We start from the raw sequence: 20,711 nt of genomic DNA, 5'->3' as shown, positions 1-20,711 counted from the left end.
TGCAATCCAACTACCACGAGTTTTATATCGGGATACGAAAACTGCTGATCCGTTTTGATTATGGTTTTGCTTTTGATGGCCGCAACAAAATTTACCAGGGCTTTAGGTATGTGTACAGTTTGTAATAAAGCACTAAAAAAGTACCGGTAAAAGAAGTATCAGGCAAATTATCGAAATTAGCAACGGTTTTGTCAAAACCTTTTGGCACGAAACACGATATTCATTGCGAGGTTGTTTAAAGTTTTCAGGCCACTGTTTAAATTTTTACCTTGAAAATAGGCAATGCTTCTTTTATCGGGTAAAAATTGGTGTTCGTACAAAGTTGATAAATCAAAAAACAATGGTTCGGATTTTTAGGTGATAAAAGAAGCATCAACCCAAACAAAGCGTGCCGGAAAAAATTTTAAACAATTTCTACTTATATTTTGCCATTCCGCAACCATCAAAAAAATAATTTTAAACAGCAAAAACGATGGTTGATTTTGTAGCCCTTATTTATCTTTATACCCGATGAAAAAAAAATTACTTCTGTTTTTGATAGCCCAGTTTTTGGTTGGCGCGGCTTTTTGCCAGCAGGTTGTTGTCTCGGGCAAAATCACCGATGCAGATGGCAAACCGGTCCCTTTTACTTCCATCTACCTCAAAAACACCACGACAGGTACTTCTGCCAATGACAAAGGCTTGTACCAGTTGCGCATCAAGCCCGGAACTTACGATGTAATTTACCGCTTTGTTGGTTTTAAGGAGAAGGTAGAACATTTAACCGTGGAAGGCAATTTGGAGCACGATGTGGTGCTGGACAAAGAAATTTATCAGCTAAAAGAAGTATCGGTAAACGGCAACGGCGAAGACCCGGCCTATGCCATCATCCGCAAAACCGTTGCGCGGCGTAAACAACATTTAACCGAGCTGAAAGCTTATTCCTGCGATGTTTACGTCAAAGGCGTGCAAAAACTGCTAAGTGCGCCGAAGAAGATTTTAGGCCGCGATGTGCAAAAAGTTTTGCAATTGGATTCTAACCGGAAAGGCATTATTTACCTTTCGGAGTCCGAATCGCATTTCAATTTTGAAGCGCCCGACAAAGTTAAAGAAGTGATGGTTTCTTCCAAAATTGCTGGCCGCAACAATGCTTTCAGTTTCAACCGCGCTTCCGACTTGCAATTGTCTTTTTACGAAAACCTGATCACTTTAGACGGTTTGACCAATCGCGGTTTTATTTCGCCCATTGCCGATAACGCGCTGTTTTATTACCGCTACAAATTGCTTGGAACGGATGTCATCAACGGGCAAACGGTTAACAAAATCCAGGTGATCCCGCGTCGGCAGTTTGACCCGGTTTTTCGCGGCAACATTTATATTGTGGATGGGCAATGGCGCATTTACAGTGTTGATTTGCATTTGACCAAAGAATCGCAAATCAATTTTGTTGATACGTTGAATTTAAGCCAGCAATATATTCCGGTCAAAAACAATATTTGGCAGCCCGCTTTTGTGCAGTTTGCTTTCAAAGGCAAGGTTTTGGGTTTTAAGTTTGATGGTTATTTCATCGGCATTTACAGCAATTATAACGTTGACCCGAAGTTTCCGAAAGGCTTTTTTAACGGCGAGGTGATGAAGATCACCAAAGGCGTCAACAAAAAAGATTCGGTTTACTGGAACCAAAACCGCCCGGTTCCGCTCACGGCCGAAGAAACAAAAAACTACAAATTTCGGGACGATACGGCCGGCCATAAAACCACCAAGCATTATTTGGATTCGGTAGAACGCGCCAACAACCATTTTAAAGTACTTCCTTTTTTAATTACCGATTACCGCAAAAACGACCGGTACAACCATACAACCATCACTTTTCCGGCTTTTTACAAGCAGATCCACTACAATACAGTGGAAGGTTTTGCCGTCAATTTAAAAGCAACTTATACCAAAAGCGACGAATACCGGCGTGCTTTTTCTATCACCCCAAATTTGCGCTACGGTTTTTCCAACCATCTTTTAAGTTTAAATGCAGTTGCCAGTTATCGTTATGACCCGATTAACCAGGGGACGATCTATGGAAAAATTGGTTCGGATGTTTTGGACTTGAACAATTTGGGCACACAAAGTTTGTTTATCAACTCGCTTGGAACACTGCTTTACAACCAAAATTACCTCAAACTTTACCGCAACGAATCGGTGATGATTGGCACTCAGCGCGAAGTAACAAACGGCATTTTGCTGAACGGCCAATTGGAATATGCCAACCACAAGCAATTGTACAACACGGCCATGCTGGATAAGATCAACCAGGACAATAAGCTTACTTCCAACAATCCGTTAAACCCGGCCGCCGAAACGCAGTTGTTTCCCACTTACCAGTCTTTAACTTTTCGCGGCAGTGCTTTGTTCACGTTTGACCAGCAATATACCACGCGCCCCGACGGCCGTTTTTACGAACCTTCCAAGTATCCGCAAGTGCGGTTAAACTACCGTAAAGCTTTTGGTGCTTTGGGTTCTGATGAAAATTATGATTATGGCTCGATCCATATTTTCCAAAATAAAATCCCGGTTGGTTTGTATGGCTATTCCTCTTTCCTGGTTTCTGCCGGAAAATTTTTCGACCGAAAACAGGTTTTTTACCCCGACTACAAACACTTTTTGGGCAACGAAAGCCTAACGTTCAACCCAAGCATCGGCTCTTTCCACTTTTTGGATTATTATCCCTACAGCACCCGGACACAATATTTGGAAGGCCATTTCGAGCATAATTTTTCAGGATTTTTGTTGAACAAAGTGCCTTTTATGCGCCAGTTTAAATTGGAAGAACTTATTGGCGCTTCCTATCTGACCCAGCAACAAGCGTTGGGCAGCCTAACCAAAGCTTACAACAGTTACACCGAGTTTTATGTGGGTTTGCAACGTTTTATTTTTCGGGTTGACTACGGCATCGCTTATGATGCAGAGAAAAAAGTGCACCAGGGCTTCAGGATTTATTATGGGTTTTGAGGGAGTTGATAGCGGATGGTTCATAGATGATGGTTCATGGGTAATAGTTCATGGCTGATAGTTCAAAGTTGCATGGCGCCTCCAAATGCCATGAACCATTATCTATGAACCATTAACCTTTCTGCTTATCTTTGCCAGTATCAATGTTGTTATGAAATACCAAACCCTTTTATATTATTGCTACGTTGCGATAGAAAACGGCGAACAATTTGCCGCCGAACATTTAAAATTTTGTAAAAGTCTGGATTTAGTTGGCCGCGTAATTGTGGCCGATGAAGGTTTGAACGGAACAATTTCGGGCATAAAAGAAGCATGTGAAATGTATATGCAAACTTTGCACACCGACCCAAGATTTGCCAACATAGATTTTAAGGTGGATGACGTGGCTGAACCAACTTTTGTAAAAATGCACGTCCGGTACAAGTCTGAAATTGTACATTCCGGTTTGCGCGACCCGCAAATGATTGACCCAAACAAACAGACCGGCATCCATCTCGAACCCAAAGAATTTATGGAGATGAAAGACCGCGACGATGTAATTGTGCTGGATGTGCGCTCCAACTACGAACACAACCTGGGCAAATTCAAAAACGCGGTAACTTTGGATATTGAAAACTTCCGTGATTTCCCGGAGATGATCAATCAGCTTGCTTCTTTTAAAGATAAAAAAATAATCACGTATTGCACCGGCGGCATCAAATGCGAAAAAGCGTCGGCTTTGCTGCTGCACCAAGGTTTTGAAAACGTTTACCAGTTGCACGGCGGCATCATCAAATACGGAAAAGAGGCCGGCGGAAAAGATTTTGAAGGCAAATGTTATGTGTTTGATAACCGCTTGTCGGTTGATGTAAATTCCATAAACCCAGTGGTTATTTCCCGTTGTTTTAATTGCGGAAAAGAAACACCAAAAATGATCAATTGTGCCAACCCAGAATGCAACGAGCACTTTACGCAATGCGACGAATGCGGCGAAGTTTTGAACGGCTGCTGCTCTGCCGAATGTAAATCCCACCCAAGAAAAAGGGTTTACGATGGAACAGGTTATTATGTAAAAGTACCGCAACCGGTAAAAGTATCGGCAAAAAGGAATAAACCAGGACAATTACAGGCCGGTTAAATTTGGCCTAAATAAATAGCAAACGATGCTTCTTTTATGCCGGTAAAAGAAGCATCGTTTTTTTAAAGCCTGTTTAAAAATTATTACTGCTTAAATTTTATATGCTTCTTTTACCCTATAAAAATTGGTGTTTGTGTCAACCTCAATAAATCGAAAACCAACTACTCACCAATTTTTATAGGGTAAAAGAAGCATCACGATTAATCCAGGGAATATCGAAAGATTATGTAAAAATTTAAACAGGTCCTTAAACCAAGCGGGAAGTTTTTATTTGTAAGCATTGCAAAAACTTTTTTTAGCCTAAGAAGTTAAGTTATATTTCTGACCATATACTTTCTAATTTCAAAATCCAACAACCAAAAAATTCTTTTTATGAGAAAACTTTTTACCAACCTGACCGGTGCGGTACTGGTGTTTATTCTTTTTATCAATGCTGCTTTTGCCCAACAAAATGTAAAGGGAAAAATCACGGACGCCACAACAGGCGAAACCCTGATTGGCGTAAGCGTTTTGGTAAAAGGAAGCACAACCGGCACCCAAACTGATGTTAACGGAACGTTCAGCATCATTGCACCTGCTAATTCCACGCTTACTTTTACTTATGTGGGTTATACCACGCAAGAGGTGGCGGTCAACAATCAAACAACCATCAATGTTAAACTGGCTTCGGCAGCAACACAATTGGCGCAGGTGGTGGTGGTTGGTTATGGCACGCAACGGAAAATTGATGTTACCGGTTCGGTAGCGCAAATAAAAGGCGAAGAATTGTCCAAGCAGCCCGACCCAAACCCGGTAAGTGCTTTACAGGGAAAAGTTGCGGGATTGCAGATTACCAATTCGGGCCAGCCTGGCGCTTCCCCGCAAATTATCATCCGCGGTACAGGTACTGTTTATGGCAGCAATACACCGCTTTATGTGGTGGATGGTGTTTGGTATGATGATATTAACTTCCTCAACTCCAATGATATCGAAAGCATGAGCATTTTAAAAGATGCTTCCAGCGAATCTATTTACGGTGTAAGGGCGGCAAACGGCGTGGTGTTGGTTACCACCAGAAAAGGCAAAGGCAAACCAACCGTAAATTATAATGCTTTCGTTGGCTTTCAAACGGTAACGAATAAATTAAAAATGGCCAATGCCTCTCAGTACGCAACTTTGGTTAATGAACTAAACGGGACAACTACTTTTGCCAATCCGGCAAGTTTGGGCGTCGGTACAAATTGGTACGATCAAATTTTACGCAATGCTTTTACCACCAGCCATAACCTTTCTGTCAGCGGCGGTACGGATAAATCTTCTTTTAATTTTTCAGTAGGTTATTTTAAGCAGGATGGAACGGTAAACAAAAACACCTACGACCGTATCACTTCACATTTGCAACAAGATGTCAATTTATCTAATAGCCTGAAAATAGGCTATAGTGCGGTATTGCAAGGCAGCGGTTCTACTGATGTTCCCATTGATCTTGTTTACCACAGTTTCACCGCATCGCCCGTAGTTCCTGTTTATAACCCGGACGGCACTTATGGTGATCCAGCAAAATACCCGATTGGCAACATCCCTAACAACCCGAAAGCACAATTGGATTATTTTGACCAGAAAAACCGGAACTACAACTTATCTGGAAATGTGTACGGCGATTTAACTTTTGCCAAATATTTTAAATTTCATACCAGTTTTGGCGGGCAAGTGGCCCAAAACAATACCGACAATTATATTCCGGTTTACAAAGCAACTACCAACCAGTACAGTTTAAGAAGTTTACTGACGCTGAAGGATTTGCAAACCCGCAATTGGATAGCCGAAAATACTTTAACGTTTGATAAAACTTTTGCCGAAGAACATAAACTGACCGTATTGTTAGGCCAAACAGCACAACACTACAAAACCTACAATAGTACAGCTTCTGCCTATGATGTGCCTAACAATACCACCGGAGACCGGTATCTTGCCCTGGGCAGCGCAACAGACAGAAGCGTGAATGACGGCGGTTCGCTGGCCACATATTCTTCTTATTTCGGCCGGGTCAATTATTCTTTCCGGGATAAATATTTGCTCAATGCATCCTTGCGTGCCGATGGTTCTTCCAAGTTTTTGGGCAGCCAGCGTTGGGGCTATTTTCCTTCTATTGGCGCAGGCTGGGTCATCAGCAACGAAGAGTTTATGAAAAACCAGCATATCTTTGATAATTTAAAACTGAGAGGCAGTTGGGGTAAAGTAGGAAACGCATCTGTACCGTCTAACTTATCTATATTAACTGTAACCCGAAGCCCGTATTATACTTCTGCAAACGGAGGCGTGGCAGGAACTGGGGCCAACATTACTACTTTGGTTAATCCGGTTACTTACTGGGAACGCGGCGTAGGAACCGATATAGGTTTAGAAGCAGCATTTTTAAACAATCGTTTAACATTTGAAGCCGATTACTACGAAAAAAGAACAGAACAAGCCATTTTTGCAATCCCTGTGCTGGCTTCTCTGGGTACTACAAACGGTACAATTATTGGCAATCAGGCTACCTTTAGAAACAGAGGGCTGGAATTTACGGCCAACTGGAGGCAAACTGTAAGCGATGATTTTTCTTACTCCATCGGCGGAAACTTCAGTTTTAATAATAACAAAGTGCTATCTGTAATTACAGGCAACAACCCTATTTACGCCGGTACAGGCGCAACAGGCGGGCAGTTAACCACTATTACACAAGCAGGCTTGCCAATCGGTGTATTTTATGGTTACAAAGTACAAGGCGTGTTTCAAAATGCGGCACAAATAGCTTCTTCGGCACAAAAAGATGCCAGTCCCGGCGATTTTAAATACCAGGACACCAATGGCGACGGTGTTATTGATGCCCGGGACCGTATCGTTTTAGGCAATCCAAACCCGAAATATTTGTACGGTTTAAATACGAATTTCAAGTTTAAACAATTTGATTTAACTGTGGATGTGCAAGGCGTAGGCAAGGTTGATTTATACAATGCCAATAAAGGCTTGCGTTATGGTGCCGAAAACTTTACACAGGATTTTTATAACCACCGCTGGCATGGAGACGGTACATCAAACACCTATCCTTCGGCCAATGTTGGCGGAGGCGCCAATTATTATCCAAACAGTTGGTTTGTAGAAGACGGCAGCTACATTAGGTTGAGAAATGTACAATTAGGATATAATTTGCCCGACAACGTTGTAAAAAAATTGAGGATACAACGATTCAGGATTTATGCCAGTGCCCAAAATGCAATCAACTTGTTTGGTTATAAAGGCTTTAACCCGGAAATAGGCGGACAAGGCGATCAGCCGGTATTAAGCCGCGGCATAGATAATGGCGTTTATCCTTTATTTGCCACTTATAATTTAGGTGTAAATGTTACTTTTTAATCTCCAAAAAAATTCGATTATGTTAAAGCATAAAAATAAAACCGCGTTCTCTTTTTTATTGGCGATACTTCTTTTATCGGCACAAAGTTGTAAAAAAAGTTTTCTGGATGTTCCGCCGCAAGCGCAGCAAACCAGTGAAACCTTTTTTACAACAGCGGCAGATGCAACAGCGGCAGTTAATTCTGTTTATGCCAATTTACGCTCTTTTGATCAGACGGCTTTTGGCGCTATCGCGGTTGAAAGCGTCCCTTCGGATGAAACCGAAAAAGGCAGCAGCCCCAGCGATGCCGCTTTTTTTAACCTGTATGATAACTTTACTTATACCTCTACCGAAGGCCAGGTGTTTGGGTTTTGGAACGGGCTTTACCAGGAAGTAAACCTTTGCAACCAGGTTTTGGATAATGTTCCTGCCATCAACATGGATGCAGCTTTAAAAGCACGGTATATCGGAGAAGCAAAATTTGTACGTGCTTACACTTATTTCAGGTTGGTTCGGGCTTATGGCGGCGTGCCTTTACGTTTGCATGTTCCTGCCGATCAAACACAATATAACATTCCGAGAAATTCTGCCGCAGAAGTTTATGCCGCAGTAGAACAAGATTTGACCGATGCAGCATCTGTATTGCCTCAAAGTTACAGTTCAGCCGATGTTGGCCGGATAACAAAAGGTGCTGCCCTTGCCTTACATGCCAAAGTAGCCATGTATCAAAAAAAATGGGCTGATGTGCTTACTTATACCAACCAGGTGATGGGTTTGGGTTATTCTTTGTTTCCAAATTTTGAACAAATGTTTCGCATAGCCAACGAAAATTGTTCCGAATCTGTTTTCGAGATTCAATGTCAAAGTTTTCCAAACGTTATCGGTGCATCAACCAGTCAGTACTCACAAGTACAAGGTGTACGTGCGCAAACAGGCGGCGGTTGGGGCTTTAACGTTCCTACAACTGCTTTGGTCAATGCGTTTGAACCTGGAGACCCGCGAATGGATGCTACGATTATTTTTAGGGGCGAAACCACGCCCGAAGGCGATAAAGTTGATCCGGTTGGCGATAACCCGCGTTATAACCAAAAATCATATGTGCCTTTTACCGTGCCTTTTGTACAAAACGAAGGCGAAGATCAAAACATTCGTGTCATTCGTTATGCTGAGGTTTTGCTGATGAATGCCGAAGCAGCCAACGAAACAGGCAATTCGGCAGCGGCATTAAATTCGCTCGAAATGGTTCGGGCAAGGGCGCGCGGAAGTAATGCCGGTATCCTGCCAAAAGTTACCACCACCGATCAAACAGCTTTGCGCCAAGCTATTTGGCACGAACGGCAAGTGGAACTGGCCATGGAATTTGATCGTTTTTTTGATGTGGTTCGGCAGGGCAGAGGGCCGGCAGTATTTGGCGCAAAAGGTTTTAAAGTAGGTAAAAACGAATTAATGCCAATCCCACAAAGCGAAATTGATTTGAGCGGCGGAAAGCTCACTCAAAATCCGGGTTATTAAAAACACCAATCTTACAGCCGGAACAGCTTTTGTTCCGGCTTTATTGTTTCTTCCAATACCAAAATTATGCCGATAAAAACAGTATTCCCCAAACCCGGTGTTGCCATCCTGTTGCTGTTGCATACTGTTTTTATCGCCCTAAATTCATTGACGGTTCAGGCTCAAAACAGAAAAAAGCTGACCGATAACCAACTGTTGGACACGGTGCAGAAACGCACCTTTCAATATTTCTGGCAAGGTGCCGATCCGGTTTCGGGCATGGCACACGAACGTATCCACATGGACGGCGTTTACCCCGAAAATGATAAAAACACCATTGCTACCGGTGCTTCGGGTTTTGGCGTGATGGTGATTTTGGTTGGCATGGAACGCCATTTTATCACCAGAAAACAAGGCACAGAACGCTTTAAAAAGATCGTTGGTTTTTTAGAAAAAGCAGATCGTTTTCACGGAGCATATGCACATTGGATGCTGCCGGACGGAAAATCAAAAGCATTTGGAAAAACAGATAACGGTGGTGATTTGGTGGAAACTTCCTTCCTGATGCAGGGTTTGCTTTGCGTGAGGCAATATTACGCAAACGGAAATTCCGAAGAAAAGCAACTGGCCGCCCGTATTGATAAAATTTGGAAAGGCGTGGACTACAACTGGTACAGGCAGGGCGGTAAAAATGTGTTGTACTGGCACTGGTCGCCGCAATATAACTGGATCGAAAACTTCCCGGTGCAAGGATATAACGAATGTTTGATTTTGTATGTACTGGCGGCATCTTCCCCAACGCACACTATTCCGGCCTCAGTTTACCACGAAGGCTGGGCGCGCAGTGGCGGCATCGAAACCAACATCAAGCCTTATGGCTACCTCATCACTTTAAAACACAACGTGGTTGGCGAAACGGTTGGCCCGCTTTTTTGGGCGCATTATTCTTACCTCGGCCTCAACCCAAAAGGTTTGAAGGATGAATACGCCGATTATTGGTTAAACAATAGGAACACCACCTTGATCAACCGCGCATACTGCATCCAAGATCCGAAAAAATATACCGGTTATGGCGAAAACTGCTGGGGGCTTACGGCCAGTTATTCTGTAAATGGTTATGCTGCCCATGCGCCCAATGTTAAGGATGATTTAGGCGTGATTGCCCCAACGGCCGCTATTTCTTCTTATCCTTATACGCCAAAAGAATCAATGCAGGTCATCCGGTATTTGTATGAAGGTTTGGGCGATAAAGTTTGGGGCGAATACGGTTTTTACGATGCTTTTAGCGAAACGGCAAACTGGTACCCGAAAAAATATTTGGGCATTGACCAGGGGCCGGAAATTGTCATGATTGAAAACGGGCGAACAGGTTTATTGTGGAAACTGTTTATGAGCTGCCCAGAAGTAAAATCCGGGTTAAAAAAATTAGGCTTTAGCAGCCCGAACATCAATTGATCGAGATGAAAAAACTATTCCTGTTGATGCTTCTTTTACCGGCATTTTTTTGGTGCCCCAAAGTTTCTGCGCAACAAAAACATGCTTTTTACGATGAAATAGAAGCTTTCAAAAAGCAGGACAGCATCCATCCGCCGCCAAAAAACGGTGTCTTGTTTATCGGCAGTTCATCTTTGAGGAAGTGGGCAGATTTAGAGAAAACTTTTGCTGCTTACCAGGCTATCAACCGCGGTTTTGGCGGTTCTACTTTAACCGATGCTGTTTTTTATGTGAATGACCTGGTTGACCCTTACCAGCCCCGGCAAGTGGTAATTTACAGCGGTGAAAACGATATTGCTGAAGGCAATGTTTCTGCGAAAACCGTTTTAAACCGTTTCAAAACCTTGTTTACTTTGATCCGCCAAAAACTTCCGCTCGTTCCGGTTGCTTTTATTTCGATCAAGCCAAGCCCAAGCCGGGCCAAATTCCTGCAAACGATAATTGAATCGAATCAGCTAATTAAAAAGTATCTTCGTGGGCAGCCAAAAACTTCCTTCATCAATATTTATGATTTGATGTTGGACAATAAAAAACAAATGCGGCCGGAACTTTACGTTGAAGACCAATTGCACATGAACGAAAAAGGCTACGAAATATGGACAAAAGCCATTGAGCCTTATTTAATCAAACACTAAACTTTTATATGAAAAAAAGTACTTTCTGCTTCACTATAATCCTTTCTTTAATTTTTACCGATGCTGTTTTTAGCCAGCAAAAAAAGGTGAACTCCACGGCAAATACTCAGCAAATGAACCAGTTTGTTGCCGCTTTGATGAAGAAAATGACGCTGGAGGAAAAGATCGGCCAGCTTAATTTACCCAGTTCCGGGGATTTTACCACTGGTACCGCCAGCAACAGCGGCATCGAACAAAAAATGAAGGCCGGGCAGGTGGGCGGTTTGTTCAACATTAAATCTGTTGCCAAAATCCGGGCGGCACAACAATTTGCAGTGGAGAACAGCCGCTTAAAAATCCCCTTGGTTTTTGGTATGGACGTGATCCACGGCTATCAAACCGTTTTCCCGATCCCTTTAGGTTTATCTTGTAGCTGGGACATGCAGGCCATCGAAAGAAGCGCACAAATTGCTGCTGCCGAAGCCAGTGCCGATGGCATTTGCTGGACGTTTTCGCCGATGGTTGATATTTCCCGCGACCCACGCTGGGGCCGCGTTTCCGAAGGCTCTGGTGAAGATCCTTATCTCGGTTCCCAGATTGCACGGGCGATGGTAAAAGGTTATCAGGGACAAAATTATTCTCAACCCAACAATATTATGGCTTGCGTAAAGCATTATGCTTTGTACGGTGCCGTAGAGGCAGGACGGGAATATAACACGATTGATATGAGCCGTGTACGGATGTTTAACGAATACATGCCGCCCTACAAAGCGGCCGTTGATGCAGGTGCGGGTAGCGTGATGGCTTCTTTTAACGAGGTGGACGGCATCCCGGCAACGGGCAACAAATGGCTGCTAACGGATGTGCTGAGAAAGCAATGGGGTTTCAACGGTTTTGTGGTAACGGATTATACAGGGATGCCCGAAATGATCGCCCACGGAATGGGCGATTTGCAGCAGGTTTCGGCATTGGCATTGAAAGCGGGTGTAGATATGGATATGGTTGGCGAAGGGTTCCTCACCACCTTAAAAAAATCTTTGGCGGAAGGAAAAGTAACCCAACAGGATATTGACCGGGCTTGCCGAAAGGTTTTAGAAGCAAAATATAAGCTGGGTTTATTTTCCGATCCTTACCGTTTTTGTAATGTAAAAAGGGCGCAAACCGAAATTTACACAGCAGCAAACCGGAAAGCTGCCCGGGAAATTGCAGCAAAAAGTTTTGTCTTGCTGAAAAACCAAAACCAAATTTTACCGCTTAAAAAAAGCGGAACGATTGCTTTGATCGGTCCGCTGGCGGATGCCAAAGAAAACATGTCGGGCACTTGGAGCGTAGCTGCCGATCCTACAAATTACAAATCTTTGGTTACCGCTTTGAAAGATGCGACAGGAAACAAAGCTAAAATTGTGTATGCCAAGGGTTCTAACTTGGATGCCGATTCTGCCTTTGAAGCACGTGCCACGATGTTTGGAAAATCTTTGCACCGTGATTTACGATCCAACGAAGACATCTTGAAAGAAGCTTTAAGAACGGCCGAAAAAGCAGATGTAATTGTGGCTGCCGTTGGCGAATCCGCAGAAATGAGCGGCGAAAGCAGCAGCCGCAGCAATATCCAGGTTCCAAAAATTCAGCAGGATTTGGTGCAGGCTTTGTTAAAAACCGGCAAACCGGTTGTCCTGGTTTTGTTTACCGGCCGCCCGTTGGATTTGACTTGGGAAAGCAAAAATGTTCCTGCTATTTTAAACGTTTGGTTTGGCGGATCGGAGGCAGGCGATGCGATTGGCGATGTATTATTTGGAAATGTAACCCCATCGGGAAAATTGACGGCCACTTTTCCGCAAAATGTTGGCCAGGTGCCATTGTATTACAACCATAAAAATACCGGTCGGCCGCTGGGCGAAGGCGAATGGTTCCAAAAGTTCCGTTCCAATTATCTGGATGTTTCCAACGACCCGCTTTATCCTTTTGGTTTTGGTTTGAGCTATACTTCTTTTACTTATGAAAAACCGGTGTTGGATAAAAGCCGGATCCGCAAAACAGATGCGATCAAAGTAAATGTTAAAGTTACCAATACCGGAAATTTTGACGGCGAAGAAGTGGTGCAATTGTACATCCAGGATTTGGTTGGCTCGATTACACGCCCGGTAAAAGAGCTGAAAGGCTTTCAAAAGATTTTCCTGAAAAAAGGGGAAAGCCGCAACATACAGTTTACCATCACCAACAACGACCTGAAATTCTACAATTCTGATTTAAAATTTGATTCCGAACCAGGCGATTTTAAAATTTACACAGGCACCAATTCAAGTGATGTAAAAGAAGCATCCTTTACATTGTTGCCGTAATTAGTCTTCAGTTTCCGGCGGCGGGTTTCCTGCTGCCGGTTTTGGTATGTTTTTCATTTGGAAGCGAGGCTTGTAAACAGGCTTCGCTTCTTCTGTTTTGGGTTGAGGAATTTCAGTTGCCGGTTCTGCGTTTTCAGTTGGCGCCGGTTCCGGAATTGGTTTTTTAGTTTCTGTTTCTGATGCTGTTTTTACCGGTTCTTTTTTAATGTTTTGCATATTAAACCGTGGTTTAAAAGCAGGTTTTTGTTCGATTGCCGGTTGCGGGTTTTCCATTGCCGGTTCAGCTTCCTTAGCCGGTACTGGTGCGGCTTCGGCTTCCGGTTTTTTGATTATTTTAGAATTAAAACGCGGTTTAAAAGTTGGTTTTACTGCTTCAGTTGCTGGTTGCGGGTTGTCGGTTGCAAGTTCAGCTTCCGATGTTCCTTCAATAATTAATTTTTCTTCTTTCGCCAGCGAAACGTCCTGTTCAGGTACATTTGCTTCCACCAGTTCCGGCAGGTTGTCTTCTTTAAATTTCGGCCTTTCGATGGCTGCGTTTACGTTTTGTGCCGCTGCAACCGCTACGCCTTGTACTGCGGTTTGCGAAATCGCATCGGCTTTCACTTTATGCGCTTTCGGTTCTTCGGCCAAAGGGTACAAGCGGCGCAAACTGTTAAACCAGTACTTTTTAGTATAGTCAAAGCTTTTTTCGCCCATTAAAGGATAGTGTTTGCTAAACTCGGCAAACAAACCCGGCTCGGCCTGTTGCAGATGCTGCAGGTCTATCCTTTTTTTCTTGAAAAACTCTTCGAAGGTTAGCATTAGCAATTACTTACTCCAATTTTTAATTGCGAACATCTACAAGCTTAATAATTTTTGATTTATTTTTTATTTTCCAGAATTTCTAACCGCTCAATAAGCTTGTCATTCATTTTGAATAATCTTTCATTAAAAATTTGTTGTTGGTCAAACTGCTTAAGCGTACCTTCCATGAAAGAAGTTAGTGCTTTATTTTGTATTTCCAGTGTTTCCGAATGTTGATCCAGCTTTCGCAGCATATCAGCGATTATTTCAAGCAAATCTTTATCAGCCATAATTTAAAATTTTAAAATTCTAAGATACTTCTTTTACCACACAAAAATCAGCAACAACTACTCTGCCATGTTGTGGTAAACGGCCTGCACGTCGTCGTCTTCTTCCAGCTTGTCAATCAGTTTCATCACATCGGCAACTTGTTCTTCGGTAACTTCATGGTGCGATTGCGCAATGCGTTCCAGTTTGGCACTTTTGGTTTCGATGCCTTTTTCTTCCAGCGCTTTCTGCATTTTGCCAAAATCTTCGTATGCGGCATGGATTACGGCTATTTCGTTGCCTTCTTCATCGGTTTCTGTAAACAAATCTTCCAGCCCGGCATCAATCAGTTCCAGTTCCATCTCGTCCAAATCCTGGTTTTTTGGGTCGAAGGTAAAAACAGATTTTCGGCTGAAAATAAAATCCAACGACCCCGTTTTCCCCAACGAGCCATTGGTTTTGGTAAAATAACTGCGCACATTGGCCACCGTACGGTTGGTGTTATCCGTAGCGGTTTCTACCAAAACGGCAACGCCATGCGGCGCGTAACCTTCGTACACAATTTCCTCGTAGTTGCCTTCATCTTTGCTGGTTGCCCGTTTGATGGCTGCTTCTACGCGGTCTTTCGGCATGTTAACGGCTTTGGCGTTTTGCATGGCCGTACGCAGCCTGGAATTGGTATCCGGACTACCGCCGCCGGCTTTCACCGCCATTACAATTTCTTTGCCTAAACGAGTAAACTGTACGGCCATTTTGGCCCATCTTTTAAATTTTCTTTCTTTCCGAAATTCAAATGCTCTTCCCATTTATGTTTTTGGTTGATGGTTAATAGTTTATGGTTGATAGCTGTAAGCCGTCAGCAATCAGCAGCAAAGTTAAAAATTTGTGTTAAGGTTTTGGATTTCGATTAATGCCAATGCTTCTTTTATGCACTAAAAATTGGTGTTTCACGAGATGGTCTCTATTCCTAATTAAAAAATCCTGTGATTTTGTTTAATCTTGTTATAAACAAAATCTATAATAAATTTCTTCACTTCTAAAATAGAAATTAACAAAAACACGATGAGTACAAATCAAATTACAACACATGACAGGGCGGTTGTTTTAGGCGGTGGAGGAATTACCGCTATCGGCTGGGAGATAGGAATCCTAACTGGGTTATTGGAAAATGGGGTAGAATTGCATAAAGCAAACACGGTTTTTGGTACATCTGCAGGGGCATTTGTTGGGGTAGCCCTTTCGAGCGGTTATGATATGGAACAACTTTTTTCGACCCAGTTAGAACAGAATGATAGTGAAATACCTGCAACAGCAAATAAAGAAATTATGAATGCCTGGTATGAAGCTTTTAAGATTGGTGGAAGCGACAGGCAGAAGGTAGGGGCGGCATTTGGAAACATTGCTAAAGCAAACCCGGAACCTGTGCCAACTTCTCAACGCCAAATGGTGGTTCAAAACAGATTGGTAACTACCACGTGGCCACAAACATTGAAGGTAACCGCAATAGAAGCCGAAACCGGGCAATTGAACGTTTTTGACCATACTTCAGGAATGTCTTTAGTTGACGCTGTATCTGCAAGTGGTGCTGTTCCGGGTATTTGGCCGCTTGTGGAAAGAAATGGCAGGAAATGGATTGATGGTGGAATGGTATCTTCTACCAATGTGCTGCTATCGGTTGGATACAAAACAGTACTTGTTCTTGCCCCAATGCCGCAAGGCTACGGTTTAATTCCGGGCGTAGTGGAGGATATTGAAACAATGAAACAGCAGGCCGATGTATTCCTCATTGTGCCCGATGCAGAGAGCAAAGCTGCAATTGGCACCAATCCGTATGACCCTACGCATAAAAGTGCGGCAGCTATTGCCGGTCGTGCACAAGGCAATCAGGTTGCTGCGGCCGTAAAAGCAAAATGGATTTGAAAGATGAGAAGTTGTAATACGAATAAAAATCCTTTTTCAATACATTCTAAAAACTTCAATACTATTATAAAATTATCGTTGCTACCGATGCTTCTTTTATGCACTAAAAGTTGGTGTGCAATAATTTGATCTTTATTCCTGCTAAAAAAAATTTGTAAATTTGTTTAAATATAAAAAGGAACAAAAATATATGGGTAAAAGAAGCATCAAAAAATCAGACGAGGCCACTCCATCGTTTTCAAACTTTAAATCCTATTCGGTAGCCGAAATTATGGCGGCTGGCGGTACAACTGCTTTTGCCAATAAATTGGGAAAACATCCGGAGTTGATTGGAGAGAAGTTCAAAGAATTACCTGCTGATGCTTTTCTTACAGAAGAGGAGGTAGCCCAGGCCTTAAAAATGTTGAGAGAGAGTAAATGAACTTGCTGCTCGATACAAACATTTTAATCTGTTTTGCGAAACACAGAACACCTCAACTGTTGATGCAAAAAATAAACCCAACAGGCGTAAAAGTATTTGTAACAATTGTTTCTATTGCAGAGGCAAAATCAATTGCATTGAAGAATAACTGGGGGATTAGGAAACGGCAGACGCTAATTTCATTGTTAGATCAACTAATTGTTGTTGATATTGATGAAAGCCTTGTTGATACTTATGCCGAAATTGATGCTTATTCTCAATGCCGAAATCCTTCTTACTCAAATTATCCTTTTGTAACGTCGCGAAACATGGGTAAGAATGATCTTTGGATTGCTTCTACGGCTGCATTGCTTGGGCTAAGGTTGTTAACAACCGATGCTGATTTTAACCATTTGCACCAAGTGTTTTTGGAAGTTCAATATTTAAAGCCTGAAGTTTTGAAATGAGGCGATACATTTCTGTCGGTCATCCCTTCCCCGCAAAACCAAAATCTTTTGCATATTTGGATAATTTAAAAACCCACAATTAGAGTTTAAAACAAACATGAAAGTAGCAGTTGTAGGCGCCACCGGTTTAGTGGGAACGAAAATGTTGCAGGTTCTGGCAGAACGCAACTTCCCCGTAACAGATTTGATCCCCGTTGCATCCGAAAAGAGCATCGGCAAGGAAGTTATGTTTAAGGGGAAAGCGTATAAAGTAGTTTCTGCGGAAACGGCCATCAGCCTGAAACCTGATATTGCATTATTTTCTGCCGGAGGAAGCACTTCTTTACAGCAGGCGCCGCTTTTTGCCGATGCCGGGATTACGGTGATTGATAATTCATCAGCCTGGCGAATGGATCCCACAAAAAAATTAGTTGTTCCGGAAGTAAATGCCCATGTTTTAACGGCGGAAGATAAAATTATTGCCAACCCAAATTGCTCAACCATCCAAATGGTGGTGGCTTTAAAACCGTTGCATGATGCTTTTAAAATCAAACGTGTAGTGGTTTCCACTTATCAATCCGTAACCGGAACGGGCGTAAAAGCGGTGGCGCAATTGATGGACGAGCGCAAAGGAATTGACGGGCCAATGGCTTATCCCTATAAAATTGATTTGAACGTATTGCCGCAGATTGATGTTTTCACCGAAAACGGCTACACCAAAGAGGAGATGAAAATGGTGAACGAAACCAGGAAAATCATGGGCGACGACAGCATTAGGCTGACGGCAACCACGGTGCGTATCCCGGTAATGGGCGGCCACTCGGAAGCGGTAAACGTGGAGTTTGAAAAAGATTTTGATTTGGCAGAAGTTAGGTCAATATTAGAAAAGGCACCGGGCGTTGTTGTGGTTGATGATGTTGCGAACTTAAAATACCCGATGCCGCTGGACGCGCACGAAAGAGATGAAGTTTTTGTAGGCAGGATCCGGCGGGACGAAAGCCAGCCAAATACGTTAAACTGCTGGATCGTTTCGGATAATCTGAGAAAAGGCGCCGCAACAAACGCCATACAAATTGCAGAATATTTGATGGCGCATCATTTAATCGGCCAAGCGGAAGCAGTGGCAGGTTGATTTAAAAAAACAACTATTTTTGTAAAGGGCGGTAAGAATTTCTTGTCGCCCTTTTCTTAGTGATAAAAACAGCATGATCGCTCTTACGCACCGTGTTTTCCTGGAAGTTGCCTCGCATTTAAGCTTTTCTAAAGCTTCCAAAGCTTTGTTTATCAGCCAGCCTGCGGTAAGCAAGCAGATTAAAATTTTGGAAGACCAGTACAAACTGGCCCTGTTTGAACGCAAAGGGAATTCAATATTGATCACCGAAGCTGGCCAAAAGCTTTACCAGTACTTGCTGGAAGCGCGGGAAATAGAAAAAAAGATAGCGTTTGACCTACTAACGCTGGGCAAAGGGGAAAGTGCTGCCGGGTTTTTAAAATTAGGTGCCAGTACAACCATAGCTTTGTACGTTTTGCCTTCTATTTTATCCGGTTTTCAGCAAAAGTTTCAAAACGTGGATGTGCAGTTGGTGAACCGGAATTCGGAAAACGTGATGAACGCTTTGCTGAACCATGAAATTGATGTTGGCATTGTTGAAGTAGAAAATAAACTGACCACGGTTTCTTACCAGCATTTTTTGAATGATGAAGTGATTGCCGTTTGTTCGGGAAAAAGCGCTTTGGCAGGAAAAAGTTTAACGATAGAAGAGCTAAAAACAGTTCCGCTGGCTTTGCGCGAACGCGGTTCCGGAACCTTGCACGCACTTTTACACGAATTGGCCGGATATCATATCAAACCATCCGACTTAAAAGTTAAAATCAGGTTAGGCGGAACCGAAGCGCTTAAAAATTTTTTGTTGGCAGATGAATGCCTGGGGTTTTTGCCGCGCCCTTCTATTTTACGCGAATTAAGTTCGGGCGAATTGGTGGAAGTGCCGGTTACAGGTTTAGCCATCAAACGTGAATTTTATTTTATCCGCAGAAAAGGAAGTGAAGAATACGGGCTGACCAAACAATTTATCCGTTATTGCCTAAATTCGTTATAATTTTTGGTTATAGCTCATCAAAACTTTGTATGATCTAAGTAATAGTACAGCAACTACTTTTGGCAGATGGAAACATCTGTTCAAAGCACTTCTCTCGCTACCGGTTTAGTTTGTTCGCACTGTAAAAAGCATTACGATATTCATCAGCTTCAAACTTTTTCCCTTTGCTGCAACAAACCTTTTTTGGTAGAATATGATCTTTCTGCCGCTCCGCAAAAAGAGGAACTGAAAAACCGCCGTCAAGATATGTGGCGTTACCAAGAGTTTTTGCCCGTTTTCGAACCTGAAAATATTGTTACTTTGGGAGAAGGCTACACGCCAACCCGTTTTTTTGAAACATACGAAAACGTAAAAATCTACTTGAAAGACGAAAGTTACAATCCTTCCGGATCTTTCAAAGCACGTGGAATTGGGATGGCGGTTTCTAAAGCCAAAGAATTCGGGATTACGCATTGCATCGTTCCAACTGCCGGCAATGCTGGCGGCGCACTGGCTGTTTTTTGTGCCAAAGCAGGCATTAAAGCAACGGTGGTGATGCCGAGCCATACGCCTGCAATTTTTATCCAGGAATGTGAGCTGCACGGTGCGGAAGTGATTTTGATTGACGGGTTGATCAGCGATTGTGCTAAAAAAGTGGCCAAAATCAAATTGGAAACCAATGCTTTCGATATTTCAACTTTAAAAGAACCTTATCGCATTGAAGGCAAAAAAACAATGGGCTACGAAATTGCAGAACATTTTAACTGGCAATTACCTGATGTGATTGTTTATCCAACCGGTGGCGGAACAGGTTTGATCGGTATCTGGAAGGCTTTTAAAGAAATGCAGCAAATGGGCTGGATTGAAGGAAAATTACCAAGAATGGTTGCCGTACAATCAGAAGCCTGCCAACCAGTGGTTAAAGCGCATGCTTCTTTTACCGGCAAAAAAAATGGGTATGGCCTTCCGGCGGCTTCTGTGGCCAATGGTTTGGCCGTTCCGTTTCCTTTCGGGATGGATTTGATGATGGAAGTGCTGGCCGAATCAAACGGAACGGCAATTGCAGTCAGCGAACAGGATATTATCAACACAACCAAAAAAGCGGCACGCGAAAAAGGTGTTTTATTGGCACCGGAAGGTGCCGCAGTTTGGAAAGCCACGCAAATGCTGATTGACGATAACTGGATCAAACCTGAAGAAAAGGCATTGATTTTGAATACGGGAACAGGCTATAAATATTTGGACAATATCATTGCGAGGCAGTAACCATCAAATTTTAATCAAGAAGTTGTTTAAACTTATTTAGAGGGTAAAACAAGGTTCCCAATAAAAGCTGATTTTTGTGGTGCAAATCATAAAAGGTCAGATCAAGATTGGGAACCGTGGATAAAGGTACGATAGGGGAATTAATTTTGCCACATTTAA

The 20,711-nt window shown here is 42.8% G+C and carries 16 protein-coding genes; 13 read left to right on the top strand and 3 right to left on the bottom strand.

What is annotated here, in order from left to right:
* The first annotated feature begins 510 nt into the window (after nt 1-510).
* The 7 genes from V5804_RS02815 (at nt 511) to bglX (ending at nt 13,392) form a co-directional block, all read left to right on the top strand.
* On the top strand, nt 511-2,982 hold the full coding sequence (locus V5804_RS02815) for a DUF5686 and carboxypeptidase regulatory-like domain-containing protein (RefSeq protein ID WP_369589853.1): 2,472 nt from the start codon (nt 511-513) through the stop codon (nt 2,980-2,982).
* 151 nt (nt 2,983-3,133) lie between these two features.
* Nucleotides 3,134-4,099, top strand: a complete 966-nt coding sequence (locus V5804_RS02810; RefSeq protein ID WP_369589852.1) for a rhodanese-related sulfurtransferase — start codon at nt 3,134-3,136, stop codon at nt 4,097-4,099.
* Between the two features lie 372 nt (nt 4,100-4,471).
* On the top strand, nt 4,472-7,474 hold the full coding sequence (locus tag V5804_RS02805) for a SusC/RagA family TonB-linked outer membrane protein (protein WP_369589851.1): 3,003 nt from the start codon (nt 4,472-4,474) through the stop codon (nt 7,472-7,474).
* Between the two features lie 19 nt (nt 7,475-7,493).
* The gene (locus V5804_RS02800) at nt 7,494-8,966 is read left to right on the top strand and encodes a RagB/SusD family nutrient uptake outer membrane protein (protein WP_369589850.1); all 1,473 of its coding nucleotides are present in this window, start codon (nt 7,494-7,496) and stop codon (nt 8,964-8,966) included.
* Nucleotides 8,967-9,032: 66 nt separating this feature from the next.
* Nucleotides 9,033-10,400, top strand: a complete 1,368-nt coding sequence (locus V5804_RS02795) for a glucoamylase family protein (RefSeq protein WP_369589849.1) — start codon at nt 9,033-9,035, stop codon at nt 10,398-10,400.
* A gap of 5 nt (nt 10,401-10,405) precedes the next feature.
* A complete protein-coding gene (locus tag V5804_RS02790; RefSeq protein WP_369589848.1) occupies nt 10,406-11,074 on the top strand; it encodes a GDSL-type esterase/lipase family protein in 669 nt (222 codons plus the stop codon).
* Between the two features lie 8 nt (nt 11,075-11,082).
* Nucleotides 11,083-13,392, top strand: coding sequence for a beta-glucosidase BglX (gene bglX, locus V5804_RS02785; protein ID WP_369589847.1), 2,310 nt, complete (start codon nt 11,083-11,085; stop codon nt 13,390-13,392).
* On the opposite strand, the gene V5804_RS02780 is transcribed toward bglX, so the two are convergent.
* From V5804_RS02780 to V5804_RS02770, 3 genes are read right to left on the bottom strand one after another with little or no spacing between them, the layout of a single operon-like run.
* Nucleotides 13,393-14,193, bottom strand: a complete 801-nt coding sequence (locus V5804_RS02780) for a hypothetical protein (protein WP_369589846.1) — start codon at nt 14,191-14,193, stop codon at nt 13,393-13,395.
* Nucleotides 14,194-14,252: 59 nt separating this feature from the next.
* Nucleotides 14,253-14,465: a hypothetical protein gene (locus V5804_RS02775; RefSeq protein ID WP_369589845.1), complete on the bottom strand. Its 213-nt coding sequence runs from the start codon at nt 14,463-14,465 to the stop codon at nt 14,253-14,255.
* Nucleotides 14,466-14,522: 57 nt separating this feature from the next.
* Nucleotides 14,523-15,248 carry a YebC/PmpR family DNA-binding transcriptional regulator gene (locus V5804_RS02770; RefSeq protein WP_369589844.1) on the bottom strand — a complete coding sequence of 242 codons (726 nt, stop codon included), beginning with the start codon at nt 15,246-15,248 and terminating at the stop codon, nt 14,523-14,525.
* Nucleotides 15,249-15,504: 256 nt separating this feature from the next.
* On the opposite strand from V5804_RS02770, the gene V5804_RS02765 reads away from it, so the two are divergent.
* The 6 genes from V5804_RS02765 (at nt 15,505) to V5804_RS02740 (ending at nt 20,552) form a co-directional block, all read left to right on the top strand.
* Nucleotides 15,505-16,362 carry a patatin-like phospholipase family protein gene (locus tag V5804_RS02765; RefSeq protein WP_369589843.1) on the top strand — a complete coding sequence of 286 codons (858 nt, stop codon included), beginning with the start codon at nt 15,505-15,507 and terminating at the stop codon, nt 16,360-16,362.
* A 160-nt stretch (nt 16,363-16,522) separates the two neighbouring features.
* On the top strand, nt 16,523-16,783 hold the full coding sequence (locus V5804_RS02760) for a hypothetical protein (protein WP_369589842.1): 261 nt from the start codon (nt 16,523-16,525) through the stop codon (nt 16,781-16,783).
* Complete coding sequence (locus V5804_RS02755) at nt 16,780-17,229, top strand: type II toxin-antitoxin system VapC family toxin (protein WP_369589841.1); 450 nt, start codon at nt 16,780-16,782, stop codon at nt 17,227-17,229. Before V5804_RS02760 ends, V5804_RS02755 begins: the two co-directional genes overlap by 4 nt.
* Before the next feature lie 97 nt (nt 17,230-17,326).
* A complete protein-coding gene (locus tag V5804_RS02750) occupies nt 17,327-18,340 on the top strand; it encodes an aspartate-semialdehyde dehydrogenase (RefSeq protein ID WP_369589840.1) in 1,014 nt (337 codons plus the stop codon).
* A 73-nt stretch (nt 18,341-18,413) separates the two neighbouring features.
* Complete coding sequence (locus V5804_RS02745) at nt 18,414-19,307, top strand: LysR substrate-binding domain-containing protein (RefSeq protein WP_369589839.1); 894 nt, start codon at nt 18,414-18,416, stop codon at nt 19,305-19,307.
* A gap of 66 nt (nt 19,308-19,373) precedes the next feature.
* Entirely contained in the window at nt 19,374-20,552 is a 1,179-nt protein-coding gene (locus V5804_RS02740; protein ID WP_369589838.1) for a threonine synthase, read from the top strand.
* Nucleotides 20,553-20,711: the final 159 nt, after the last annotated feature.

The sequence above is a fragment of the Mucilaginibacter sp. genome, assembly GCF_041088075.1.
Lineage (GTDB): Bacteria > Bacteroidota > Bacteroidia > Sphingobacteriales > Sphingobacteriaceae > Mucilaginibacter_A.
Note: the sequence above shows the minus strand (reverse complement) of the source record. Positions and strands in the feature narration are given on the sequence as shown.

What these genes read in the sequence shown, in the direction of transcription:
- V5804_RS02815 (WP_369589853.1), top strand. Translation starts at nt 511, where the DNA reads ATGAAAAAAAAATTACTTCTGTTTTTGATAGCCCAGTTTTTGGTTGGC.
- V5804_RS02810 (WP_369589852.1), top strand. Translation starts at nt 3,134, where the DNA reads ATGAAATACCAAACCCTTTTATATTATTGCTACGTTGCGATAGAAAAC.
- V5804_RS02805 (WP_369589851.1), top strand. Translation starts at nt 4,472, where the DNA reads ATGAGAAAACTTTTTACCAACCTGACCGGTGCGGTACTGGTGTTTATT.
- V5804_RS02800 (WP_369589850.1), top strand. Translation starts at nt 7,494, where the DNA reads ATGTTAAAGCATAAAAATAAAACCGCGTTCTCTTTTTTATTGGCGATA.
- V5804_RS02795 (WP_369589849.1), top strand. Translation starts at nt 9,033, where the DNA reads ATGCCGATAAAAACAGTATTCCCCAAACCCGGTGTTGCCATCCTGTTG.
- V5804_RS02790 (WP_369589848.1), top strand. Translation starts at nt 10,406, where the DNA reads ATGAAAAAACTATTCCTGTTGATGCTTCTTTTACCGGCATTTTTTTGG.
- bglX (WP_369589847.1), top strand. Translation starts at nt 11,083, where the DNA reads ATGAAAAAAAGTACTTTCTGCTTCACTATAATCCTTTCTTTAATTTTT.
- V5804_RS02780 (WP_369589846.1), bottom strand. Translation starts at nt 14,193, where the DNA reads ATGCTAACCTTCGAAGAGTTTTTCAAGAAAAAAAGGATAGACCTGCAG.
- V5804_RS02775 (WP_369589845.1), bottom strand. Translation starts at nt 14,465, where the DNA reads ATGGCTGATAAAGATTTGCTTGAAATAATCGCTGATATGCTGCGAAAG.
- V5804_RS02770 (WP_369589844.1), bottom strand. Translation starts at nt 15,248, where the DNA reads ATGGGAAGAGCATTTGAATTTCGGAAAGAAAGAAAATTTAAAAGATGG.
- V5804_RS02765 (WP_369589843.1), top strand. Translation starts at nt 15,505, where the DNA reads ATGAGTACAAATCAAATTACAACACATGACAGGGCGGTTGTTTTAGGC.
- V5804_RS02755 (WP_369589841.1), top strand. Translation starts at nt 16,780, where the DNA reads ATGAACTTGCTGCTCGATACAAACATTTTAATCTGTTTTGCGAAACAC.
- V5804_RS02750 (WP_369589840.1), top strand. Translation starts at nt 17,327, where the DNA reads ATGAAAGTAGCAGTTGTAGGCGCCACCGGTTTAGTGGGAACGAAAATG.
- V5804_RS02745 (WP_369589839.1), top strand. Translation starts at nt 18,414, where the DNA reads ATGATCGCTCTTACGCACCGTGTTTTCCTGGAAGTTGCCTCGCATTTA.
- V5804_RS02740 (WP_369589838.1), top strand. Translation starts at nt 19,374, where the DNA reads ATGGAAACATCTGTTCAAAGCACTTCTCTCGCTACCGGTTTAGTTTGT.